We start from the raw sequence: 21,827 nt of genomic DNA on the forward strand, positions 1-21,827 counted from the left end.
CTTATCAGGGTTAAGCACGTTGCCGGTCACGATCGATAACCGCATCCGGTAACAAATTGGCCGCCAGCAAACGCTGCGTGACAGCGTGCCGCTGCGGGGCATACAGCGCATGACGCGGAAAATCATCCACCACCTTGCCGCCCTCCATCACCACAATGCGCTGGCAAAACTGGGTGACTAACGCGAGGTTATGGCTGACAAACAGGCAGCTGAGCTGACGCTGCTGATGCAGCTGCGTCAGCAGCCGCATTACCTGCGCCTGAATGGAGAGATCGAGCGCAGAGGTCGGCTCATCCAGCAGCAGGCAGCTCGGATTCACCACCAACGCGCGCGCAATATTGGCGCGCTGACGCTGACCACCGGAGAGCTGGTGCGGATAGCGTGCCAGCAGCGCCGGATTCAGCCCCACTTCACTAAAGACCTGCTGCGCGCGCAGCAAGGCTTCCGTTCGGTTGCTGGCGCTGCTGAGCCGTAGCTGCGGACGGATCAGCTGCTCGCGTAGCGTCAGGCGGGGATTAAAGGAAGCCAGGCTATCCTGAAAAACACACTGCACCTGACGGCGAAACGCCCGCTGTGCGTCGGCATCGGCTAGCGTGAGCGGCTGACCGGCAAAGCGCACCGAACCACGCGTGGGGGCGATTAACTGGGCAAGCAGGCGCAGCAGCGTTGATTTTCCCGAGCCGGATTCGCCAATTACGCCAACCACTTCGCCCTGCCCGATCTGCACATCAACGGCATCCACCGCGCTAAAGGCGCTTTTCTGGGGCCACCAGCGCGCGGGCTGCCGTCGCCAGTAGTCGCGACCGATACCGCTGGCCTGCAACAATATGGCGCTATCGGATGGGCTAACCGGCTGCAAATCCGGGCGCGGCACGGCCGCCAGTAACGTTTGCGTGTAGGGATGCTGCGGGCGCGCAATGATGTCGCGGGTAACGCCGGTTTCAACGATGACGCCCTGACGCATCACGGCAACCCGATCGGCCAGCGCGGCGACGACGCCAAAATCATGGGTAATCAGCAGCATCGCCATATTGTGCTGGCCGCGCAGTTCGCGTAGCAGCGACAGCACCTCAAATTGCACGCTGGCATCCAGCGCGGTGGTCGGTTCATCGGCGATTAACAGCGACGGCTGGCACATCACTGCCAGCGCAATCAGCACGCGCTGGCGCATGCCGCCGCTCAGCTCATGCGGAAAGAGATCAAACACGTGCTGCGCTTCGCGAATATGCATGCGCTCCAGCCAGCGCAGCGCTTCCGCGCGTAAAGCCGCACCGCGCAGCGAGGGATTGAGCCGACGCAGGTTGTGTTGCAACTGTTTGCCCACGCGCCAGGAGGGATCGAGAGTGGAGAGTGAATTCTGAAACACCATCGCGATGTCGTGGCCGCGTAACCGATTCAATAGGCTTTCAGGCTGATTGAGCAGTGAACGCCCGCTAAAGTGGATCGCGCCGCTGGCCTGCGCCGTCGCGGGCAGCAATCCCAGAATCGCCGCTGCGGTCAGGCTTTTCCCCGATCCTGATTCCCCCGCCAGCGCCAGCACTTCACCCGGCGCCAGCGTCAACGAAACCTCCTTGACCGCAACCTGATCGCCAAATTGCACCTTGAGCTGCGAGACGGTTAATAGGTTCATCACAGCCCCTTACGATGTGGATCGAGCATGTCGCGCAGACCGTCGCCGAGCCAGTTAAAGGCCAGCGATACCACCACAATGGCGCACGCAGGAAGCGTGGCGATGTGCGGAGCGCCGAGGATCATCCATTGCGTCCCTTCGCCCACCATGCGCCCCCAATCCGCCTGCGGCGGCTGAACGCCAAGGCCAAGAAAGCTCAATCCCGCCAGGAATACCACCATGCCGCCCAGCAGCGAGGTGGTGTACACCAGCAGCGGCGTGGCCACATTGGGCAGCAGCTCACGAAACAGGATGTCGCTATGGCTCGCGCCCTGGGCATGCAGCGCCTCGACATACTCCTTCCTCACTTCTGCACGCGTGTCGCTGTACACCACCCGCGTCAGATATGGCACCACGCTACAAATCAGGGTGATCGTCACCGTGAGATAGCCGCTGCCCAACACGGCGGAGAGACCAATCGCCAGCAGCACCATGGGAAAAGCAAACAGCATATCGGTGATGCGCATGATGAAAGCAGAGAACGCCGAGTCGCGATAACCGGCCAGCATGCCAAACGCCAGGCTGAGCAGCGCAGCAACAATAACCGGTAAGATCGATGCGCCTAGCGCGCTGCGGCCGCCCCAGATCAGGCGACTCAACATGTCGCGTCCCTGATTGTCACCACCAAGCCAATGCCCCGGGGTGCCCGGCGGTGCAAGGCGTAAACCGGTAAACGACTGCAGGGGATCGTAAGGCGCCAGCCACGGTGCCAGCGCGGAGATCATCACGATCAGCAGCAGAATGAGTAAACTGCCCGCCGCCAGGCGCTGCTTGAAAAATGCCTTCATTGATGACCTCGCTGACGCGGATTGAGCCAATCCTGCAGCAGATCGCTCAGCAAATTAACGGTGAGAAAGCAGATGGCGACCAGCATCACGCCGGTTTGAATGGTGGGATAATCCTGGCCAGCCGCCGCGTTATAGAGCTGTGAGCCAATGCCGGGCCAGGCGAAAATTTTTTCGATAAAAATTACCCCGCTCAGCAGATAGCCAATCTGTAAGCCGGTAATACCAACAATGGGCGCCAGCAGATTGCGGCCTACGTGGCGCCACAGCAGCACCGCTGGCGAATAACCCAGCGCGCGATAGGTGCGCAAATAATCTTCATTGAGAATGGTGATGACGCTGTTACGCACCTGACGGGCGAGGATCAGCATGGAGATCAGCGCGGTGGAGAATGCCGGTAGCCAAAGGTGATGCAGCAGATCCAGCAGGCCCCGGTCGCCACGCATGTCATACATGCCGGAAACCGGGAACCAGCGCAATTTGACGGCAAACAGCCAGATAACGAACACACCTAACCAGAAAATGGGGATATTGTGGCCGAGTTGGACCACCAGCATCACCACGCGATCGCGTCGCGTGCCGTGCCACAAACCGCACAGCACACCAATAATCACACCTGGGATCAGGCACAGCAGCACCGCTGCGCCGGTCAAAATCGCCGTATTGGCAAAGGCACCGCTCAGCACCTCAATCACTGGCGTACGCATGGTGAGCGAGATGCCCCAATTACCGGTAAACAGATTTTTAAGCCACAGCAGATATTGCAGCGCGGCCGGTTTATCCAGGCCATAAAGCTGGCGGATTTGCTCGATCGATTCCTGCGAAAGCTGCCCCGCTAAGGCGTTGGTAATCGGATCACCAGGCGCCAGCTTGGCAATCAGAAAGACCAGCAGCGAGATCAAAAACACCAGCGGTATCGCCTGCAACAGGCGCATGGCGATCAATCGCATCATGCTTTTAACCACACGCGGGTTAAATCATAAAAGTTCTGCGCCGGCACGTTGAAGCCTTGTACCGCCGGCGAACTACTGAAGACGCGATTAAGCTCCAGCAACGGAACAAAAGCCGCCTGCTCCTGAAACTTTTGGTTAATCTGCTGCCACAGCACCAGCGCCTGTTGGCGATCAACCGTTACCGCAGCCCGATCGATGAGTGGTGCTACCCCGGTAATCACCGCCTCGCCTTTGCCGCGGCTCACCACATAGTTTTTCCACGCCACGCGCAGCCATTGCGGTGAGATCAGGCCCCACTCCATGGTAAATAAGCCGGTCTCATCGGCCAGGTTGGCGAGGTGCGAGCTGTAAGTGATCCACTCCTGCGAGATAACCTTCACATTGATGCCCACTTTGCTGAGATCGCGCTGGATCCACTCGATCACCGCCTGATTCTGATCGTAGGTAATGATGGTGAAGCTGACCTCGCCAGGCTGGAAACCAGCGTCTGTCAGGAGCTTTTTTGCCCCGTCGGGGTCGTAGGGATAATCTTTCTGGCTGGCGAGAAACGCCTCATTGGAGCGATTAAGAATGTTGTAGCTCGCCACGGCATGGCCGTTAAGCAGGCTCTTTACCAGGCCTTCGCGATCGATGGCTTTTATCACGGCCTGGCGCACGGCCAGCTGGCGGGTAAATTTGTTGGCAAAATTCCAGCCGAGGAACAGTTGATTGGCTTCCACGCTGTCGTGCACGGTGTATCCACTCTGTTCCAGCAGATCGACCGCATCCGTTGGGGTACGCGACAAGATATCAACCTGGCCAGACTGTAAGGCGCTGATACCGGTGCTGCCATCCAGAATCGGCCGGAAGATAATGCGCTGCATATAGGGCTTTTTCCCCCACCAGCGTTCATTGCGCAGCAATTCGGTATGATCGTTACGTACGCGAGAGACAAACTGATACGGCCCGGTGCCAGTGGGATGTTCAGCTAAGCCATCTTGTCCCCATTTCTGCAGGGCGGCCGGGCTGAAGATGCCTGAAACCCAGTTACCTTGCGGCAGGAAGCGCAGGAAATCCGGGAAGGGTTGATTGAAATGATAGGCCACCGTGTGGGCATCAATGACTTCGACAGTTTTCAGGTCGCTATAGACCTGTGCCATAGTGGCCTGCGATTGACGATCAAAATATTCAAATTGCGGATCGGTAAAACGGCGCACATTAAATCTTACCGCTTCAGCGTCAAACGCCGTGCCATCATGAAATACTACGTCGCTGCGCAGATGAAACGTGTAAATAGTGGCGTTTTCATTCACTTCCCAATGCGTTGCCAGCGCAGGAATAATCGGTGGCGTACCTTTAGCGGCAGGAACCGATAAATCTTCGGCAACCAACGATTCATAAATATGTTTATCTACGCGGTAGGTTTCATACGAATATTGACGATTCGGGTCATAAATAGTGGGTTCTAAAGCCTGTCCTACCACCAGGGTTTTACCATAGCGTTGACTCTCTTCATCAGCCGCCAGCAACGGGAGCGAGCTTCCCATGCCAATAAAAACGGCGGAGGATAATGCAGAAAGCTTAAGCAGCAAACGGCGCGCGTGATTAACCGTCTGATCGGATTGATTTTTTGACATGGTGTTTTCCACTGGTTGCAGGCAATTAAATAATAAATCATTAATAATCAATGCATTGATTGATTATCTCTTATAGTGAAATTACGGTAGCACGCAGATTTAGATTATTTAAATGCCTTTTAAGCAAATCATTATCCGCTTTAGCGGATTATTTAATCCCGTTTTGTGCATGTTGATGTGTGAATATTGTCATTGCTAACGCGTTTATTTTTATTACTCTCCTCACTCTCTCGTCCGGCAGGAAAAAACAATGTCCACATCGAATCGTATTATTTTAAGTGCTTTTACCATGGCCGCTGTTTCTCACATTAATTACGGTATGTGGCGTCATCCCGATGAACAAGGCTGGCGCTATACCGATATTGAATACTGGACGGCGCTTGCCACGCTACTGGAAGAGAATCATTTTGATTGTTTATTTATTGCCGATGCGTTGGGCTTATTAGATACCTGGAATGGATCGCCCGCGGCATCGCTAAAAAACGGTATTCAGTCCCCGCTGATTGATCCCTTACTGCTGGTGTCAGCGATGGCTGGCGTGACCCAGCGTTTAGGATTTGGCGTCACCGTCTCCACCACCTACGAGCAGCCCTATTTGCTGGCGCGCAAATTTACCACGTTGGATCATCTCACTGACGGTCGTATTGCCTGGAATGTCGTCACTTCACAGCTCGATAGCGCAGCGCGCAATCTGGGACTGGATCAACAAATGGAACATGACCAGCGTTACGAACGCGCCGACGAGTTTTTGGCGGTGTGTTATCAGCTGTGGCAGCACTCCTGGCAACGCCATGCGCTGCAGCGCGATAAGCTGCGCGGCATCTATACCGACCCGGCACAGGTGAAAGCGATAAAGCATCATGGCCGCTTCTTCACCGTGCCCGATGCCCACTTAAGTGAGCCAAGCCCGCAGCGTACGCCGGTGCTGTTTCAGGCGGGAGGATCGCCGCGAGGTATTCACTTCGCGGCACAGCATGCGGAAGTGGTGTTTGTCGCCGGACTGGATGCCGCAGGGGTAAAAAAACAGGTTCAGGCGATTAAGCAACAGGCTAAACGGGCTGGCCGTGCGCCTGATGCCATCAAATTTATTAGCGCGGTAACGGTGATCACCGGCCAAAATGCGGCGGAAGCCGAAGCTCACTATCAGCAATTACGCGAACTCTACGATCTGCAAGGCGCGCTGGTGCACTACTCCGCCAGCACCGGCGTGGATCTTGCCAAACATGATATTGATTCGCCACTCGACTGGCAGCACACCAACGCCAACCAATCCTTGCTAAAAATGATTACCGGTGCGCCGGGCGAACCGCGTAAGACCCTGCGGGAAGTGTTCAAACCGGAGATCGGCTTCGGCCGACAAAAGACCTTTGTTGGCAGTGGCGACCAGGTAGCCGATCAGATTGAAGCGTGGCTGAGCGCCAGCGAAACGGACGGGATTAATCTGGCGCAATGGCTAAGTCCGCGCAGCCTGGCCGATTTCGCGCGTTGGGTGGTTCCGGTGCTGCAGCAGCGCGGACGGCTGGCGCCGCAGCCGCAGAACAGCACGCTACGTCAGCGGCTCTTTGGCACAGCGTCGGCAGAACCGGCGGCAGATCACCCGGCTATCAATCCTGCGTTTCGCCGCTGAAGTAGTGGCGCACGAGGATTTCGGCACCATCATCAATGGCTTTCAGCAGAATCTTTTCGCTATTGATAGAGTCGCCTGCCTGTAACGCATCCAGCAGACGATCATAGTTATGATGCCCGTTCACCACCTCTGTGGGCTGCGGGTAGAGATAGTTAAAGCATGGACCAATTTGCACCCACAGCTGCTCAATCAAGGCTTCCAGCGTCGGCATTTGCGCATAGCCATACAGCGTAAAACGAAACGCGCGGTTAGCTTCCAGCGCGGCCTCCGCAACGCCACTCTGCTTCGCTTGCATGAAGCGCGCGCAGAGTTTTTTTAGCTCAGCAATTTGTTTTTTCCCCACAAACGGCGTGGCTGCCTTCACCGCTAAACCTTCAAGCTGCTTACGAATTAGGGTGATCTCCTCAAAACGCTGACGCGACATTTCCGGCACCAGAAAGGCCGCTGCGGGCGTGGCATTCAGGGCTCCGGCAGAAACCAGACGCAATAATGCTTCACGCACCGGCGTAATGCTGGTGCCGAGCTGTGCGGCCAGATCGCGCGTCACTAGGCGCGCGCCGGGTTTCAACTTGCCAACAATCAGCGCGTTACGCAGCGATGATTCCACCTGAGCGGTTAAACTCAGTCGCTGCGCTTTGTCCATTTCGATCATAGGTTGCAGGCCCTTTACTGGAATTCGCAAATGGTAAGTTATTTTTAATGTTTTATTGCCAACATCACGAATTATAGGATATATCATGTATTACAAATAAGCACAGTCTTGATTCTGGCAGTATCCACTCTTTTCACTACCTTGCCGTTGGCAATTTTGGGAAACGTTATGAGACTACCTGCAGTGAAGTTTGCCACCACCGCGTTGCTATTTGCTCTGTTGCCATCTGTCCAGGCAGCGGAACTCACCATTGGCCAGCCCACGTCTGCCACGGCGATGGATCCCGGCTTCCTGAAAGAGTCTGCCACTCTGGTAGATAATATTTTCGATACCTTAGTGCGCCGTGCGGATGACATGTCACTGCAGCCGGGTTTAGCCACCGAGTGGAAAGCGATTAACGACACAACCTGGCAATTTACCCTGCGTCAGGGCGTAAACTTCACCGATGGTGAGCCAGTAAATGCCGAAGCGGTGAAATTCTCCCTCGATCGTATTTTAGATCCGGCAAATCACGCACCGACGATTTCTTATATTCGCACCATCAAATCGGTTGATGTGATCAACGATTATCAGGTGCAGATCCACACCAACGGTCCGGATCCGCTGCTGCCGACGCGTATGAGCCGCTATCCGGCCTATATTGTGCCGCCAACCTATGTGAAAAAAGTGGGTGCCAGCGAATTCGCGCGGAAACCGGTCGGCAGCGGTGCGTATAAGCTTGATAGCTTCATCCCCGACGAAAAAGTGGTGATGGTCGCCAATGAAAGCTACTGGCGCGGCAAGCCTGCTATCGATCGTGTGACCTGGCGCCCGATTCCTGAAGCCACCGCGCGCCTTACCGCGCTGCTGACCGGCGAAGTGCAGCTGATTGAAAGCGTGCCGGCCGACATGGTGCCAGCGCTGAAAAATCGCCCGAATGTTGCGCTTGAGCAGGTTAAAGGTGGCGGGTTAACCATTTATCTCGGCCTGAAAGATGATGAGAAACCGCTGAACGATGTGCGCGTGCGTCAGGCGCTGTCGTTAGCGCTGAACCGTCAGGCTTATACCCAGCAGTTGCTGCACGGGTTCGGCACACCAACCGGCACCATGGCTGGCGCCAATGACTTTGGTTATCTGGCGGTTCCGGCCACCGCGCAGGATGTGGCTAAAGCCAAATCGCTGCTGGCAGAAGCCGGTTACGCTAAGGGCTTTACCCTGCGCTTTCAGGCACCGCGTCGCTACATCGCCAGCGCCGATGTAGCACAAGCCATCGTGCAGGATTTAGCGGCGATCGGCGTGAAGGCCGAACTGGAAGTGCCGGAGTGGTCGGTGTATACCCAACAGGTTGCCTCACAAAAACAGGCACCGATGTACATGCTGGCGTGGGGCTCAACCCAAACGCTGGATGCCGATGCCGCCCTGTTCCCCATCCTGCGCAGCGGTGAACCCTACTCCACCGTGCACGATGCAGAACTGGATAAGTTGCTCGATCGCAGCCGCCAGATTGTCGATCCTGCTGAACGCAAAAAAGTGTTAGCGCAGATTCAGCAGCGCGTGGCGGAGCAACAGCCGCTGCTGCCGCTGTATCGGGAAGACACGCTGTACGCGCACAGCACCTCGCTCAACTTTACAGGCCGCGTCGATGCCCGCATCCCGCTGTTTGATCTGAGGCTGAAATGATCTCTCCGGGCACCGTGCTGCAGCGCCGTCCGCGTCGCCTGATATACGGCGATGCGCTGATCGGCTCGACTTTGCTGATCGTGGTGATTGCCACGGCGCTGCTTTCCCCGTGGCTGCCGTTGCCCGATGCATTAAGTAATAACCTGAATGAGATGTTCCTGCCGCCGGGTACGCCCGGCGCGCAGGCAACACATTGGCTGGGTACCGACCAACTCGGCCGTGATTTGCTCTCGCGGATTTTGGCGGGCACCCGTTTGTCGCTGCTGGTAGTGCTGGTCGCCGCCGTGATTGGCGCGGTGATTGGCGTGGCGCTGGGGATGATTGCTGGCTATGCCGGTGGTTGGGTGGATGCGCTGATCATGCGCCTGATCGACATCCAGCTGGCGGTGCCGTTTATTCTGTTAATTCTGTTGGTGATTGCGCTGATGGGCGCGTCGCTCACCAACATCATTGTGATTATGGGCTGCACCAGCTGGGCGATTTATGCCCGCGTGGCGCGCGCCAAAACCTTAGAAATTCGCGAGCTGGAATATATTCAGGCGGTGCGCGCGATGGGCTTCTCGCCGCTGCGCGTGCTGCTGCGCCATATCCTGCCCAATCTGCTGACGCCGCTGGTGGTGTTGCTGACGCTGGATATTCCGCGTTTGATCGTGCTGGAAGCATCGGTAGGTTTTCTCGGCATGGGCATCCAGCCGCCAACGCCAACGCTGGGTAATCTGATCGGCGAAGGACGCTCTTATATGCTGTTGTCGCAGTGGCTGGTGCTCTATCCCGGCCTGGTGATTGCGGCGCTGGTGATTGGCTGCAACCTGCTGGGCGATGCGCTGTTACGTCGCACGCATACAAGGCTGGATTAAGATGCTGAACATTCTGCTCAATCGCCTTGGTCAATCTGTGTTAGTGCTGCTCGGGGTGTCGCTGCTGATTTTCTTTAGCCTGCATATGACGGGCGATCCGGCGGCGCTGATGATGCCGCCGGGCTCCAGCCAGCAGGAGATGGATACCTTTCGCCACAGCATGGGCTTTGATCGTCCGCTGATGTGGCAATACGGCCACTATCTCAGCGGCGTGCTGCACGGCGATTTGGGTGAATCGCTGCGTTACAGTCAGCCGGTGCTGGCGCTGATAGCTGAGCGTCTGCCCGCGACCGCGCTATTGGCGGTCAGTGCGCTGGCATGGAGTTCACTGCTGGGCCTGCTGCTCGGCATTATCAGCGCCCTGCGCCCGCACAGCCTGTGGGATTTGGTCTGCCGCCTGCTGGCTTTTTCCGGCCAGGCGATTCCGGTCTTCTGGCTGGGATTACTGCTGATTCTACTGTTTAGTTTGAAATTACAGTGGCTGCCATCCAGCGGTTACGGCACCTTCGCCGCGCTGGTGATGCCCGCACTGAGCCTCGGCGCGTTTTACATGAGCGCCGTGGCCCGCCTGACACGCGCCAGCCTGCTGGACGTATTGCAACAGGATTACATTCGCACCGCGCGCGCTAAAGGGCTGAGCGCCTGGCGCATCGTGGTGCGCCACGGTTTACGCAACGCGCTGATTCCGGTGATCACCGTGCAGGGCATGTATTTCGCCTCGCTGCTGGGCGGCGCGCTGGTCACCGAGATTATTTTTGCCTGGCCGGGCATTGGTCGTCTGGCGATTCAGGCGATTCAAAACCGCGACTTCCCGCTGGTGCAGGCGATTGTGCTACTCGCCGCGGTGGTGTTTGTGGCGATCAATTTGCTGATCGACCTGCTCTATCTGGTGCTAAACCCGAGGATTCGTTTATGAGTCGCCTTGCTGCCACCTTAGAACTGCTGAGTGAACTGACGCGCTGGCCGAGCGTGGCCGGCCAGTTATCTGCGCAGCGTGGATTGGCAGCCTGGCTGGAACGCTGGATGGTGGAGCAGCTCAATGCTGCCGTTATCCATCCGGTGGCGACTCAACACGACGAGGCCCCGCCGCTGGTGCATGTGCGCATTGATAACGGCAGCGACAGAAGCGTGGTGTTGTACAACATGTATGACGTGATGCCTGCGGATGACGCCGGTTGGGACGTAGCGCCGTTTATCGGCGGCATCGTTGAGTGGCCTGAACTGGGCCAGGTATTTGTCGGGCGCGGTGCCGAGAACAATAAAGGACCGGTGGCTGCCCTGCTGATTCTGCTGCGCGAAATGCAGCACAGCCAACAGCTCAATTTTAATATCGAAATTCTGTTAGAAGGTGAAGAGGAAGTCGGCAGCGGCGCGCTGCGGCGTTATCTGGCGCAGCAGCCTTGCCCGATCGCTCCCGCCGAAGCGGTGTTGTTTCCCTCGCTGTGCGAATACGGCGGTGGCGCACCGCGGGTTTACCTCGGCTTTACCGGACTGGCATCCGGGCGTCTGAACGTGACCGGCGGCGACTGGGGCGGACCGTCTTCAGCAATTCATGCCAGCAATGCCGGCTGGATCGCCAATCCCGCGTGGCGCCTGGTGCAGGCCTTGCATGCCATCGCACCGGCCGAACACAGCGGCGTGCTGGCGCGCAGCATGCCCGATGATGAGGCGAATCAGCTGCTGGCGAGCTTAGCCGAGCAGTTCAGCATTCATGACGAACTGCGTTTTCGTCGCAGCCAGCGCCTGATGATTGCAGGCGACACCTTGAGCAGTCTGCAAACGCTGCTCGGCAGTGCGGTGTTGACGCTGGCCGAGCTGCACAGCGATCCGCCGGGCGGACGCGGCGTGATTCCTTTCCGCGCCAGCGCCGAGTTGGCGTTCCGCATTCCGCCAGGCTTCGATCAGGACGCGATGATTGCCGCCGCCCAGCAGCGCCTGGCGCAGCCGGATTTAGCCGGCTGCGAACTGCAGCTGTTCGATCGCTATCCCGGCGTACGCTTTAGCCGCCACGCCCCCGGCGTAGATGCACTGATCGCCAGCTATCAAACGCTGGGTGCCGCTCCGCAAATCTGGCCGTGGGCACCGGGCTGCGCCCCCGCCTATGCCTTTGCCGCCGTCGCGCCCGCCTTTCTGATTGGCGGATTAGGCCACGGCGGCAACGCCCATGCCGTCAACGAGTTTGTTACGCTGGCAGGACTCGAACGCTTCCAGCAATCCATGAGCCTGTGGCTCACCGCATTCAATGATTCGGCCATTGGCCGGGTCGCGCCACACCAGGGAAACACCGCAGTACATAAAAATACAAGGCTATAAAATGAAATCAGTTGAAGAGTTTGAACGCGTTCCGCTCGGCTTCTTCCCCACGCCTCACGAGCCGCTGCCGCGGCTCAGTGAGGCACTTGGGATTACGCTGACGATCAAACGCGATGACTACAGTGGCTTCGGCGGCGGCGGCAACAAAGTCCGCAAGCTGGAGTATCTGATGGCGGAGGCCTGCAAAACCGGCGTCAATGTGGTGATCACCACCGGCGGGCATCAATCGAACCACGCCCGCATGGTGGCCGCCGCGGCGCGCAAGTTTGGCATGCGTCCAGTGCTGGTGCTGCGGGGCAATCCGCCCGCGAGCTGGCAAGGGAATCTGCTGCTGGACAAGCTGTTCGGGGCCGAGGTGCAGTTCCTCGATCCCGACGGCTACTTCACGCAGATTGAAGGTGCGATGCAGGCGCACGCTGATGCGGCGATCGCCCAGGGTGAAACGCCAATGATTATTCCGCTGGGTGGCGCGACGCCACTCGGCGCGTTGGGTTATGTGCGCGCCGTGGAAGAGATGGCTGCGCAGCTGGCTCCCCACCACACGCCCGCGCCAGATTTTATCGTTGCGCCTACCGGCTCTGGCGGCACGCTGGCTGGATTGCATGTGGGAACGCGGCGCTATTGGCCGCAGACCAAGGTGATTGGCATCAGCGTCAGCGCCAAAGCCGATTGGTTTCAGCCACGCATTGCCGGCATGGCGCAGGATTGTGCCGACCTGCTGCAATGGCCGCAGCGGTGGCAACCGGATGATATCTGGATTGAAGATGGCTATGTTGGCCAGGCTTATGGCGTGCCATCCGATGGCGGTATTGATGCCATCTACAAACTCGCCCAGCTGGAAGGCGTGCTGCTGGATCCGGTATACACCGGAAAAGCGATGCACGGCCTGTTTTCGCTGGTGGAACTGGGGCGCATTCCGCAGGGTTCGCGCGCTACTTTCGTGCACTGCGGCGGTTCTCCGGCGCTCTATCCGTTCGCCGACCGTCTTTTGGAGCCGTGATGGACGCGTTATTGCGGGTGCTGGATGAAGCCACCGTCGCGCAATTGGGGGGTAACGATATCGCCCTGGCGCTTGAGGATGTCAAAGCCGTAATCCGTCTGATGCGCCTCGGTGAGGCGCAGATGCCCGCCGAAAATCACATCGATCTCGGCACGCCGTTGGGTAAAGCTTATGCGTTACCGGCGCGCGTCGGCGGCAGTTATAACGTAGCGGGCGTGAAGTGGACGGCTCATCGTCCTCAGCGTCCGGACGCCCTGCCCGCCGCGTTAGCCTTAACGTTGATCAACGATGCGCAAAGCGGTCTTCCCCGTGGTCTGCTGGCCAGCGGTGCGTTAACTGCCGCCCGCACCGCCGCCGTGAGCGCGCTGGCGTTGCAGCTGGCTGCGCCACAACCCGTGAAACGCGTGCTGTTGCTAGGAGCAGGCCTGCATGCGCAGACGCATCTGCACATGCTGCATCAGCTGTTTCCACAGCTGGAACAGATTGGCATCTGGAATCGCTCTGGCGAAAAACTCACGGCGTTGCATGATGTGCAGATCGAATCCAATCTGCCGTTGGCGCTGGCGCAACCCTACGACGCCGTGCTGACCTGCACCAGCGCAGCGCAGCCGATTGTTGATGCAGCGGCGGTGCGTCCTGGCCGGATTATTGTACAGGTGGGCTACCACGAAGTGAGTTTTGCCGCCATCCATGCCAGCAGCAAAGTGGTGGTGGATGCCTGGGGTGATTTCGCCCAGCGTAGCGCAAAAAGCCTGTTTCAGATGTTCCGCGCCGGTGAGTTTCGAGAGCAAGATGTCGCTGCCGATCTCTGCGCGCTGCTCGTCGATGGCTGGCGCCCAGCAGCGGATGATAGCGTCTATTTCTCCTCGTTTGGCCTCAACGTGTTTGATATCGCCCTCGCCGCTCGCGTGTTACAGGCCGCAGAGCACAACGCACTCGGCACCTTGCAGTCGCTGTTTTCGGGAGTTCAGCATGATCATTGATGTGCAAACCCTTCACCAGCGTCAGGCGCAGGGTGAAGCCTTTCTGCTGATCGACGTGCGCGAATTTGCCGACTGGCAACGCGCCACCTTGCCCGACGCGCAGCACTGTAACGTCTATGACTATTTTATCGACGACAGCAGTGAGCCAGGTTTAGCGGTGATGGCGGCAGAAGCGGCCACCGCGCTGCAACCGATGTTTACTAGCTATCGTGGCGCCACGCCGGTTTTTTTTGAGCAGCAGGTGGGAATGCGTTCGCCGCGCGGCGCGTGGTTTGCGTGGCTGCTACAGCGCGATGATGCGCTAATTCTGGATGGCGGCGTGGAGGCCTGGCAGGCGGCGGGTTTTGACCTCACGCCAGGATTAGGTTTAAGTCGAACGGTGGCGCATCCGCCCGCCGCAAACGCCCGCGCGTGGAATCGCGATGTGGTGTGCAGCCGTGAGCAGGTGTTAGCGGCGGATGGCGTGACGGTAATCAATGTAGATGCCCGTCGTCCCAGCGAATTTGACGGCAGCTTTGCCCACGCCTGCTGTCAGCGCGCGGGACGAATTCCTCATTCTCAGCTGCTGTTTTGGGAAGACGTGGTCAGCGACGGTCATTTCCGCACGGCTGATGACATTGAGGCTCGCGCTACGGCCGCAGGGCTGAATAAAAAAGCGAAATTACAGGTTTATTGCCACCGCGGCGCGCGAGCCGCCACGGTATGGGCGGCATTGAAGCTGGCGGGTTTTGCGCATGTCGCGGTGTATGTCGGATCCTGGCACGAGTGGGCTGAACACCCTGAACTGCCGCTACTACACGGCAGCTGATCGTTGCGCCAGCGCCTGCTGGATATCCGGCGCTGCCGCCAGCAATTGCTGCGTGTAGCGGTTCTGCGGATGGTTGATCACGCTCGCCGTTATGCCCGACTCCACGATTTCACCGTGATACATCACCACGACCCGATCGCACAGCTGCCGTACCGCGCTGAGATCGTGGCTGATAAACAGCACCGATAATCCCAGCTTGTGCCGTAGCGTATTAAACAGCGCCAGAATCTGCCCGCGTACCGATAAATCCAGCGCAGCAACCGCTTCATCCGCCACCAGCAGCTTCGGCTCCATTGCCAGCGCGCGTGCAATCGCAATACGCTGGCGCTGACCGCCGGAAAATGCCCCTGGTAAACGATGCGCATGTTCCGCTTTCAACCCCACTAACATCAGCAACTCTTTTACCCGCTCATCCACCGCAGCGCCTTGTCGCAAGTGCCACACGCGCAGCGGCTCGGCAATCTGTTCACCCACCGAAATTTTGGGATTAAGACTCGCGTATGGATCCTGGAAGATAATCTGGGCGTGACGGCGTAACGTATTTAGCTGGCGACCTTGCAGATGCTGGCCCTGGAAATGCACTTCGCCTGCATCTGCGGCAATCAAACCAATCGCCGCGCTGCCCAGCGTGGTTTTTCCGGAGCCGGATTCACCAATCAAGCCGACGATTTCGCCCTGCGCAATCGTTAGATTAGCCGGGTGTAAAACGGTTTGGCGTTTGGCTGGCCACAGCGGCATGCGACGCGGCAGCGGATAGCTTTTGCTGATATCACGTAGCACCAGCAGCGGCGGCTGATCGGCCATTGTTATGGCTTCCGGCATCTGCACCGCCGAGGCGGCAATCAATTTACGCGTGTAAGGATGTTGTGGCGCGCTGAGCGTATTGAGTACTGCTCCCTGCTCAACCAGCTGCCCGTGCTGCATTACGCACACGCGATCGGCGTAACGTGCCACCACGGACAGATCGTGGGTGATCAATAAGATCCCCATCCCCATTTCTTGCTGCAGCTCTTGCAGCAGCGCCAGAATCTGCGCCTGAATGGTGACATCCAGGGCGGTGGTCGGCTCATCCGCAATCAGCAATTCCGGCTGTCCGCTGATGGCGCTGGCGATCATCACGCGTTGGCGCATACCGCCCGATAATTGATGAATATACTGGCGCGCTCGCTGTGCCGGATTAACGATACCGACGCGTTCCAGCAGCGCAATCGCTTCCTGCTGGGCCTGCTTCCAGCTAAATTGCCGATGCCGCACCAGCACTTCGGCGATCTGTTCACCGATGCGCAGCGTGGGATTCATGCTGGTCATTGGCTCCTGAAACACCGTGGCAATGCGGCATCCGCGCAGTAATTGGGTTTTGCGTGCATCCAGCGGATCCCCATTGAAAACCACGCGACCGCCACTTTGCTGCACACCGGCAGGCAGCAAGTTCATCAGCGCCAGGGAGGTTAAGGTTTTGCCAGAACCCGACTCACCAACCAGAGCCAGTATTTCCCGCTGGTCAAGATGAAACGAGACGTTCTGCACCAGCTGCCGCCGATCGTGAGTTTGTAGTGAAAGATTTTCAACCGACAGCATGCGGGCGCTATTCATCTGGCAGGGATTCTCAATAGGGAAAAATACAGGATATATCCTGAAGATAGGGTGAACAAGACCATTAGGTTATGGTACTGCGCGTGGCGGAATAAGCCTTAAAACACGTCAGGCTTTATACTTCGGACGCGTTTGCACGGGCTGTGGCGAGGTAGGCTAAAACGGCCCCGCTACACTCATTTTTACGGCTGACTATCATTAAATTCGCCGTGAGCATGGGTGCATCCAGCTCACGATAAACCACGCCCGGGATCGCCACCTGCGTTAATGGCGCTGGCACCAATGCAATACCCAGACCCGCGCCAGCCATCGCGAGCACGCTCAGCGTACTGGAAATGCGATATGCAATGTTCAGCGCATCACCCAGTAGGCTAGCTAGAACAGCATCTAAATGTGAATCAACCTGATGAGCTGTGTACATGATCATAGGCTCATGCGCGAGCATCGCCACGGTCAGACGCTGTTTTCCAGCCAAAGGATGATCGCTAGACATCACGACAACGCGATTCCACTCTCCGATTAATTCATGCGCCAGCGCAGAATTCTGCTGCGGATGATAATCAGGCATGTAACCCACATCGAGCATGCCGCTGTTAATCGCCTCATTTTGCAGGTGTGGTGCCAATTCCTGACATTGCAGCTCAGCATGCGGATAGGCATGATGAAATGATCGTATATCGCGCATCAATCTTCCGCTAAATACCGCATTGCCAGCAAAGCCAATGCGTACCCGCCCTATTTCCCCACGTATTGCCTGTTTAACCACGCGCTGAGCGTGTTCGGCTTGTTCCAGCGTGCGCACTGCCTCGGCCTGCAATAGTAATCCCGCCTCAGTCAGTTCAACGCGACGACTGGTACGCAGAAACAAAGGGCCGCCAAGCTCAGCCTCCAGTGCTTTGATTTGCATACTTAACGCGGGTTGAACAATGTTCAACCGTTCCGCCGCGCGGCCAAAATGTCCCTCTTCGGCAACCGTTAAAAAATAACGCAGATGACGTAACTCCATATTCACTTCCATCCATCACTAAAAATGATTGATACGTAAATTCTATATATTTGAGTTTATCGTTATCAGCGCACAAACTGAACCCCGTTAACCAATAGGAGCAACAACATGCAAGACCAACTTCAGGATCGTCAGCAACTCAATAACCTTATGAACGGTTGGATGCATCGCGATCTGGGCGAATGGGATCAATTACGCGAGCTGTTTCACCCTGATGGCACCATCGAAATTACCTGGTTTGAAGGGCTGGCAAGCGAGTTTGTCAGTGGTTCGATGCGGATGGGTAAATCCGATCTTCGCACCAAGCACCTGATCGCTACGCCGATGATCACCTTCAACACCGGTGGCACCAAAGCTATCCTCGAAACCAATGCGATGATTATTGCGGAGAATGTAAAACTGAATGTCGGCTGTGAATGCCATAACCGTTTTTATGATATGGCTGAAAAACGCGATGGCGTATGGCGACTGGTTCATCGCCAAAGCATTTACGATATGGGGACATTTACCTTCCCGCAGGGTCTGGTGGAAATCGACCCAGCCAGAGTGGCGAAATACCCGCGAGAGTATGCAACGCTGGCTTATTTGCTGGAGCTGAGTGGCTTTCCATTACAGCGGGTATTTGCCACTCGTGGGAGTGAACTGGAGCAGAATATCAAACGCGACGCCCAGCAATGGTTGTCGGTTTAGCCAGTTCTATGATTGCGACAAACTCAAAATCGTGCGGATGTTCTGCGCCGTTGTCGCAATAATATCAATCGCCCCCGTGCGCAGTGCGCCAAGAATGGCCATCGCTTTGGTATTTTCAGCAGCGATGGCAATCACGCAGGGAATTTTGCGTAACTCTTCAATGCTGAGCCCAATAACCCGGTCGTTCATCACCGTATCAACGTGCTGGCCCTGCGAATTGAAGAAGTCATAGCCCGCCACATCACCGGTTACCCCCTGATTGACGCTGGCATCAATGATTTCGTGCGGCGTAAACCAGCCAAGTTTGACCATATAGCTGTTTTCGTTCATGTCGCCGATGCCCACCAGCGCCACATCCGCTTTGCGTGCACGATCCAGCGTTTCCTTGATGGTGCCGTTTTGCATAAAGGCATCACGCAGCGCCCGATTCTCAACATAGGCGGGCGCATACAGCGTTTCGCTGATGCCGCCAAATTTTTTCGCCATGCGACGGCTGATGTGATCTGCGTTGATGGCATCCCCCGGACGATGGGTGCCGCCAATGCCGCTGATGAATAGGCAATTGCGTGTCGGCACCTGGCCGGGATGATCGGCAACCGCAGCCACATTGCGCCCTTGCCCAACGGCGACAATGGCGTCGTCTTTCAGCGACTGCGCTAAATGTGACGACACCAGCGCGGCAACCTGACGACGCTGCTCTTCCTGGTCCGGCTGATCCAGCGCAATCAGCGCCCGTTGCAGTTGCGGGAAGCGATTTTGAAGCTGTTGTTCGAGACGGGTGCTGAACACCGGGTGATAACGCACATTGATTTCGACGATGCCCTCTTCACGTGCGCGTTTGAGTAAGCGGCCAACCTTGATACGGGAAATCCCAAATTTACGCGCAATCTCCTCCTGGGTGATTTCGTCCTGATAATAGGCGACGGCAATTTCCGTCAGCAGTTCGGAGTCCTGAGAGAGCGTGTTTTTTTCCATCCGTAACCTGTCTTGTTTGGGTGTTATGCGAAGATGCTGCAAGCGCGCCACGTAGGGTGCGCATTTATGCGCACCTGGTCGCCATGAATGGCGCCCCTACAAAATACCGGCTTGATGTGACTTAGGCAGGGAGTTATATCATTGATACGACTCGCTTCGCCAGATAACCGCGCCGCGAGTCGATCGGGCATCACGCTTAGCGCTTGATAGCGTCGATTTTCAGCATGCGGGCAATCACGATATCCAGCTCTTTCTGATAGAAAATTTGTTTCCAGTCAGGTTTAACGATCTTCTCACGCCCATATTCCATGGCGATCATGCAGGCATCGGAGAACGGGTTGGTGGCACGGAAGGCGACAGCCAGCGCAATCTGAATATGACCATACAACATCGCCTTGGCCGCTTCTTCCGGCACGCCGCTGTGTTTCACGGTTTCGTCCAGCGCTTCTTTCATGAAGGCACCGACCATGCAGGCGACGGTTTCCACCAGCGTCGGTTCCAGATACGCCAGCTGCGTCACGGTTACCCAATGGACGTGCTCAACCGGACCGTACATCACGCTTATCACCTTGCTCAGCTCGGCTTTCTGCGCATCGGAACCGCTTTCGTACGAGGCCGCCACGTGCTGAACCGCTGCGATGCCGCCGAAAGCATCCGCATGCTCTTCTTTGGTATAACGCTCAAGGAATACCGACGGATGGCAAGGATGCGCCACCGCGTATTCAATGCCATCACGATGGGCGATCAAATTCGCGTACGCGGCAGCCGGATCCAGCGTCAGCAGGATCGCGCCCGGTTTCATCTGTGGCACCACGCCTTCAGAGACTTTTCCCAATACGATATCCGGTACCGCCAGAATCACCACGTCACTTAAAGGCACCACGGAGGCGGCATCAGAGAGTTCGCGACCCTGCGCGCTAATCTGTTCTTGCGCTTTTGGTGAGTTCTCACAGTAAAACACCTGGTAATCGCTTTTCTGCAAGTTGGCAGAAATACGCATACCCATTTTACCGCCGGCACCTATCACGGTGATGGTTTTCAGTTGCACGCTCATGTTGTTACTCCTGATTTTGTTTACTGCGTAAGAATTCAACGGTGCGGCGAGTCCATTCGGCTTCTCGCTCGCAGGTCACGGCAGCATCCTCTTGCCACGGCAACCAGTGTTCGACGATTTGGTTAATGCCTTTATCCACCGGGCGCACGCTGGCGATCATCCGATCGTAATCCAGCAAACCTTCGCCCATCGGGCAGCCGGCAAAGGTAAAGCCAACCCAGCCATCACGACGCGTGAAGGCAAAGTCTTTAATGTGCAGATTGCCGACGCGCGCGGCGGTGTTGGCGATCACCTGCTCCGGCAGCTCCAGCCCAGCGACACAGTTGGCGGGATCGAGACACACGCCCAGCCACGGCGACAGGAACTTATTGATGACCGACATCATCACGCCGCTATTGACCTGCTCATACGTCTCCAGGCAGAGACGCACCTGCTGGCGGGCGAAATCAGGTAACACGGCAGCAATCAGATTGGTGGCTTCATCCAGCGACGGGCGATGATCGGCGGTATAAAACATCGAGCGCACCACGTGAGCATCGAGAATTTCCGCCATATGCAGATAACGCAGCAAATGGGCGGTAGCCAGACCACGCGTGCCTAATTCCAGCGTAATACCCAGCGCATCGGCCTGCTGACGCAGCGTAAGCAGCTGCGCGTCGGACCAGCTTTCAATCGCCGGATAGTCGCAAATTTGAAACACCGAGATATCGAGGTCCGCGGTCTGCTGCAGCATCTGCTCCAACGTCAGCGGGTTGGGTACGTTTGACGACATGCGCCAGAAAAAAGCGTAGGTGCTGAGTCCTATCCGGCTCATTAACGGCGCTCCTGAGCCAACACGCTGGCTTCCTCAATAATTTGGGCCAACGCTTGCGGATCGTGAGCAAAACGTCCCAGGAACAGACCATTCACGTCTGTACCAAGGCGTTGAATCAGCCCCGGACCGGCGCTGCCGCCATAAATGACTTTCAGCGTGATACCCGGCGGCGTAGAGAGCTGCTGCAGGCCGGCGCACACCGCGCGGATGTAGCTGTCCGGCGCGGGCTGCGGCGCGCCGATTGCCCATTGTGGTTCGTAGGCAAAGAACACTTCACCTTCTAATCCCTGCTGCGCGGCGTCAGATAAGGCTTCCGCCAGCTGCTGCTCGCACAGCGTGATCGCCTGCTGCGGATCCGCCTGCTGTTCTTCACCGATGCACAGCACGGGCGTGATGCCGTGGCGCAGCGACATCGCGACCTTGGCAGCGATTTGCGCGTTATCTTCATGGAAGTGACGACGGCGTTCCGCATGGCCAATTTCGGCTAGCGAACAGCCCAGCTCTTGCAGCATGCTGGCGCTGACTTCACCGGTCCATGCACCGTTCTCCGCCTGGCAAACATCCTGACCGCCGAAGCGCACCGTCGTATTAGCAAAGATCTCCGCCACTGCCGGAATGGCGGGATAAGCCGGTAGGACAAATAAACCCACTTCACCGCTTTTCACGGCCGGATGCCCGGCAATGGCTGCCACATCGCGACACCACTGCAGCGTTTGTTGATAACCGAAGTACATTTTTAAACTGACGCCAAGCCAGACTTTTGGCTGAGACAT

20 protein-coding genes are annotated in these 21,827 nt (G+C 57.2%); 9 read left to right on the forward strand and 11 right to left on the reverse strand.

Annotation, left to right across the window (positions count from 1 at the left end; translation table 11 throughout):
* Positions 1-10: 10 nt before the first annotated feature.
* From AC07WB_RS09600 to AC07WB_RS09615, 4 genes are read right to left on the reverse strand one after another with little or no spacing between them, the layout of a single operon-like run.
* The gene (locus AC07WB_RS09600; RefSeq protein ID WP_097097291.1) at positions 11-1,630 is read right to left on the reverse strand and encodes a dipeptide ABC transporter ATP-binding protein; all 1,620 of its coding nucleotides are present in this window, start codon (positions 1,628-1,630) and stop codon (positions 11-13) included.
* On the reverse strand, positions 1,630-2,457 hold the full coding sequence (locus AC07WB_RS09605; protein ID WP_494940404.1) for an ABC transporter permease: 828 nt from the start codon (positions 2,455-2,457) through the stop codon (positions 1,630-1,632). The genes AC07WB_RS09600 and AC07WB_RS09605 overlap by 1 nt, the downstream gene beginning before the upstream one ends.
* The gene (locus tag AC07WB_RS09610) at positions 2,454-3,407 is read right to left on the reverse strand and encodes an ABC transporter permease (RefSeq protein WP_494940405.1); all 954 of its coding nucleotides are present in this window, start codon (positions 3,405-3,407) and stop codon (positions 2,454-2,456) included. The genes AC07WB_RS09605 and AC07WB_RS09610 overlap by 4 nt, the downstream gene beginning before the upstream one ends.
* A complete protein-coding gene (locus AC07WB_RS09615; RefSeq protein ID WP_494940406.1) occupies positions 3,404-5,023 on the reverse strand; it encodes an ABC transporter substrate-binding protein in 1,620 nt (539 codons plus the stop codon). The genes AC07WB_RS09610 and AC07WB_RS09615 overlap by 4 nt, the downstream gene beginning before the upstream one ends.
* 250 nt (positions 5,024-5,273) lie before the next feature.
* Here AC07WB_RS09615 and AC07WB_RS09620 point away from each other — a divergent pair, with 250 nt between their 5' ends.
* Positions 5,274-6,650, forward strand: coding sequence for an LLM class flavin-dependent oxidoreductase (locus AC07WB_RS09620; protein WP_494940407.1), 1,377 nt, complete (start codon positions 5,274-5,276; stop codon positions 6,648-6,650).
* Here AC07WB_RS09620 and AC07WB_RS09625 read toward each other — a convergent pair.
* Entirely contained in the window at positions 6,628-7,302 is a 675-nt protein-coding gene (locus tag AC07WB_RS09625) for a GntR family transcriptional regulator (RefSeq protein WP_494940408.1), read from the reverse strand. The genes AC07WB_RS09620 and AC07WB_RS09625 overlap by 23 nt on opposite strands.
* A 168-nt stretch (positions 7,303-7,470) precedes the next feature.
* On the opposite strand from AC07WB_RS09625, the gene AC07WB_RS09630 reads away from it, so the two are divergent.
* The 7 genes from AC07WB_RS09630 to AC07WB_RS09660 are packed head-to-tail and all read left to right on the forward strand — an operon-like array spanning position 7,471 to position 14,922.
* Positions 7,471-8,961 carry an ABC transporter substrate-binding protein gene (locus AC07WB_RS09630; RefSeq protein ID WP_494940409.1) on the forward strand — a complete coding sequence of 497 codons (1,491 nt, stop codon included), beginning with the start codon at positions 7,471-7,473 and terminating at the stop codon, positions 8,959-8,961.
* Positions 8,958-9,818: an ABC transporter permease gene (locus AC07WB_RS09635; protein ID WP_494940410.1), complete on the forward strand. Its 861-nt coding sequence runs from the start codon at positions 8,958-8,960 to the stop codon at positions 9,816-9,818. Before AC07WB_RS09630 ends, AC07WB_RS09635 begins: the two co-directional genes overlap by 4 nt.
* Before the next feature lies 1 nt (position 9,819).
* Entirely contained in the window at positions 9,820-10,734 is a 915-nt protein-coding gene (locus tag AC07WB_RS09640) for an ABC transporter permease (protein ID WP_494940411.1), read from the forward strand.
* A complete protein-coding gene (locus AC07WB_RS09645) occupies positions 10,731-12,131 on the forward strand; it encodes a M20 family metallopeptidase (RefSeq protein WP_097097282.1) in 1,401 nt (466 codons plus the stop codon). The genes AC07WB_RS09640 and AC07WB_RS09645 overlap by 4 nt, the downstream gene beginning before the upstream one ends.
* Position 12,132: 1 nt before the next feature.
* Positions 12,133-13,131, forward strand: a complete 999-nt coding sequence (locus tag AC07WB_RS09650; RefSeq protein WP_494940412.1) for a 1-aminocyclopropane-1-carboxylate deaminase/D-cysteine desulfhydrase — start codon at positions 12,133-12,135, stop codon at positions 13,129-13,131.
* Positions 13,131-14,114, forward strand: a complete 984-nt coding sequence (locus AC07WB_RS09655; protein WP_494940413.1) for an ornithine cyclodeaminase — start codon at positions 13,131-13,133, stop codon at positions 14,112-14,114. The genes AC07WB_RS09650 and AC07WB_RS09655 overlap by 1 nt, the downstream gene beginning before the upstream one ends.
* The gene (locus tag AC07WB_RS09660; RefSeq protein WP_494940414.1) at positions 14,104-14,922 is read left to right on the forward strand and encodes a rhodanese-like domain-containing protein; all 819 of its coding nucleotides are present in this window, start codon (positions 14,104-14,106) and stop codon (positions 14,920-14,922) included. The genes AC07WB_RS09655 and AC07WB_RS09660 overlap by 11 nt, the downstream gene beginning before the upstream one ends.
* On the opposite strand, the gene AC07WB_RS09665 is transcribed toward AC07WB_RS09660, so the two are convergent.
* Together AC07WB_RS09665 and AC07WB_RS09670 are read right to left on the reverse strand one after the other, a co-directional pair.
* A complete protein-coding gene (locus AC07WB_RS09665) occupies positions 14,908-16,515 on the reverse strand; it encodes a dipeptide ABC transporter ATP-binding protein (protein WP_494940415.1) in 1,608 nt (535 codons plus the stop codon). The two genes, AC07WB_RS09660 and AC07WB_RS09665, sit on opposite strands and share 15 nt — an antisense overlap.
* A gap of 115 nt (positions 16,516-16,630) precedes the next feature.
* Positions 16,631-17,521 (reverse strand): LysR substrate-binding domain-containing protein, encoded by an 891-nt coding sequence (locus tag AC07WB_RS09670; protein ID WP_097097277.1) that lies wholly within the window; start codon positions 17,519-17,521, stop codon positions 16,631-16,633.
* A gap of 108 nt (positions 17,522-17,629) precedes the next feature.
* Between AC07WB_RS09670 and AC07WB_RS09675 the strand changes: the two genes are divergently transcribed.
* Complete coding sequence (locus AC07WB_RS09675; protein ID WP_494940416.1) at positions 17,630-18,211, forward strand: nuclear transport factor 2 family protein; 582 nt, start codon at positions 17,630-17,632, stop codon at positions 18,209-18,211.
* A gap of 6 nt (positions 18,212-18,217) precedes the next feature.
* Here AC07WB_RS09675 and AC07WB_RS09680 read toward each other — a convergent pair whose 3' ends face one another.
* From AC07WB_RS09680 to AC07WB_RS09695, 4 genes are all read right to left on the reverse strand, one after another.
* Positions 18,218-19,186 carry a sugar-binding transcriptional regulator gene (locus AC07WB_RS09680; protein WP_097097275.1) on the reverse strand — a complete coding sequence of 323 codons (969 nt, stop codon included), beginning with the start codon at positions 19,184-19,186 and terminating at the stop codon, positions 18,218-18,220.
* Positions 19,187-19,382: 196 nt separating this feature from the next.
* Positions 19,383-20,240, reverse strand: a complete 858-nt coding sequence (locus AC07WB_RS09685) for a phosphogluconate dehydrogenase C-terminal domain-containing protein (RefSeq protein WP_494940417.1) — start codon at positions 20,238-20,240, stop codon at positions 19,383-19,385.
* Between the two features lie 4 nt (positions 20,241-20,244).
* Positions 20,245-21,054 (reverse strand): sugar phosphate isomerase/epimerase family protein, encoded by an 810-nt coding sequence (locus AC07WB_RS09690; protein ID WP_494940418.1) that lies wholly within the window; start codon positions 21,052-21,054, stop codon positions 20,245-20,247.
* Positions 21,054-21,827, reverse strand: a complete 774-nt coding sequence (locus AC07WB_RS09695) for a triose-phosphate isomerase family protein (protein WP_494940419.1) — start codon at positions 21,825-21,827, stop codon at positions 21,054-21,056. Before AC07WB_RS09695 ends, AC07WB_RS09690 begins: the two co-directional genes overlap by 1 nt.

The organism is Pantoea sp. GW821-FHT03E06 (assembly GCF_059420725.1).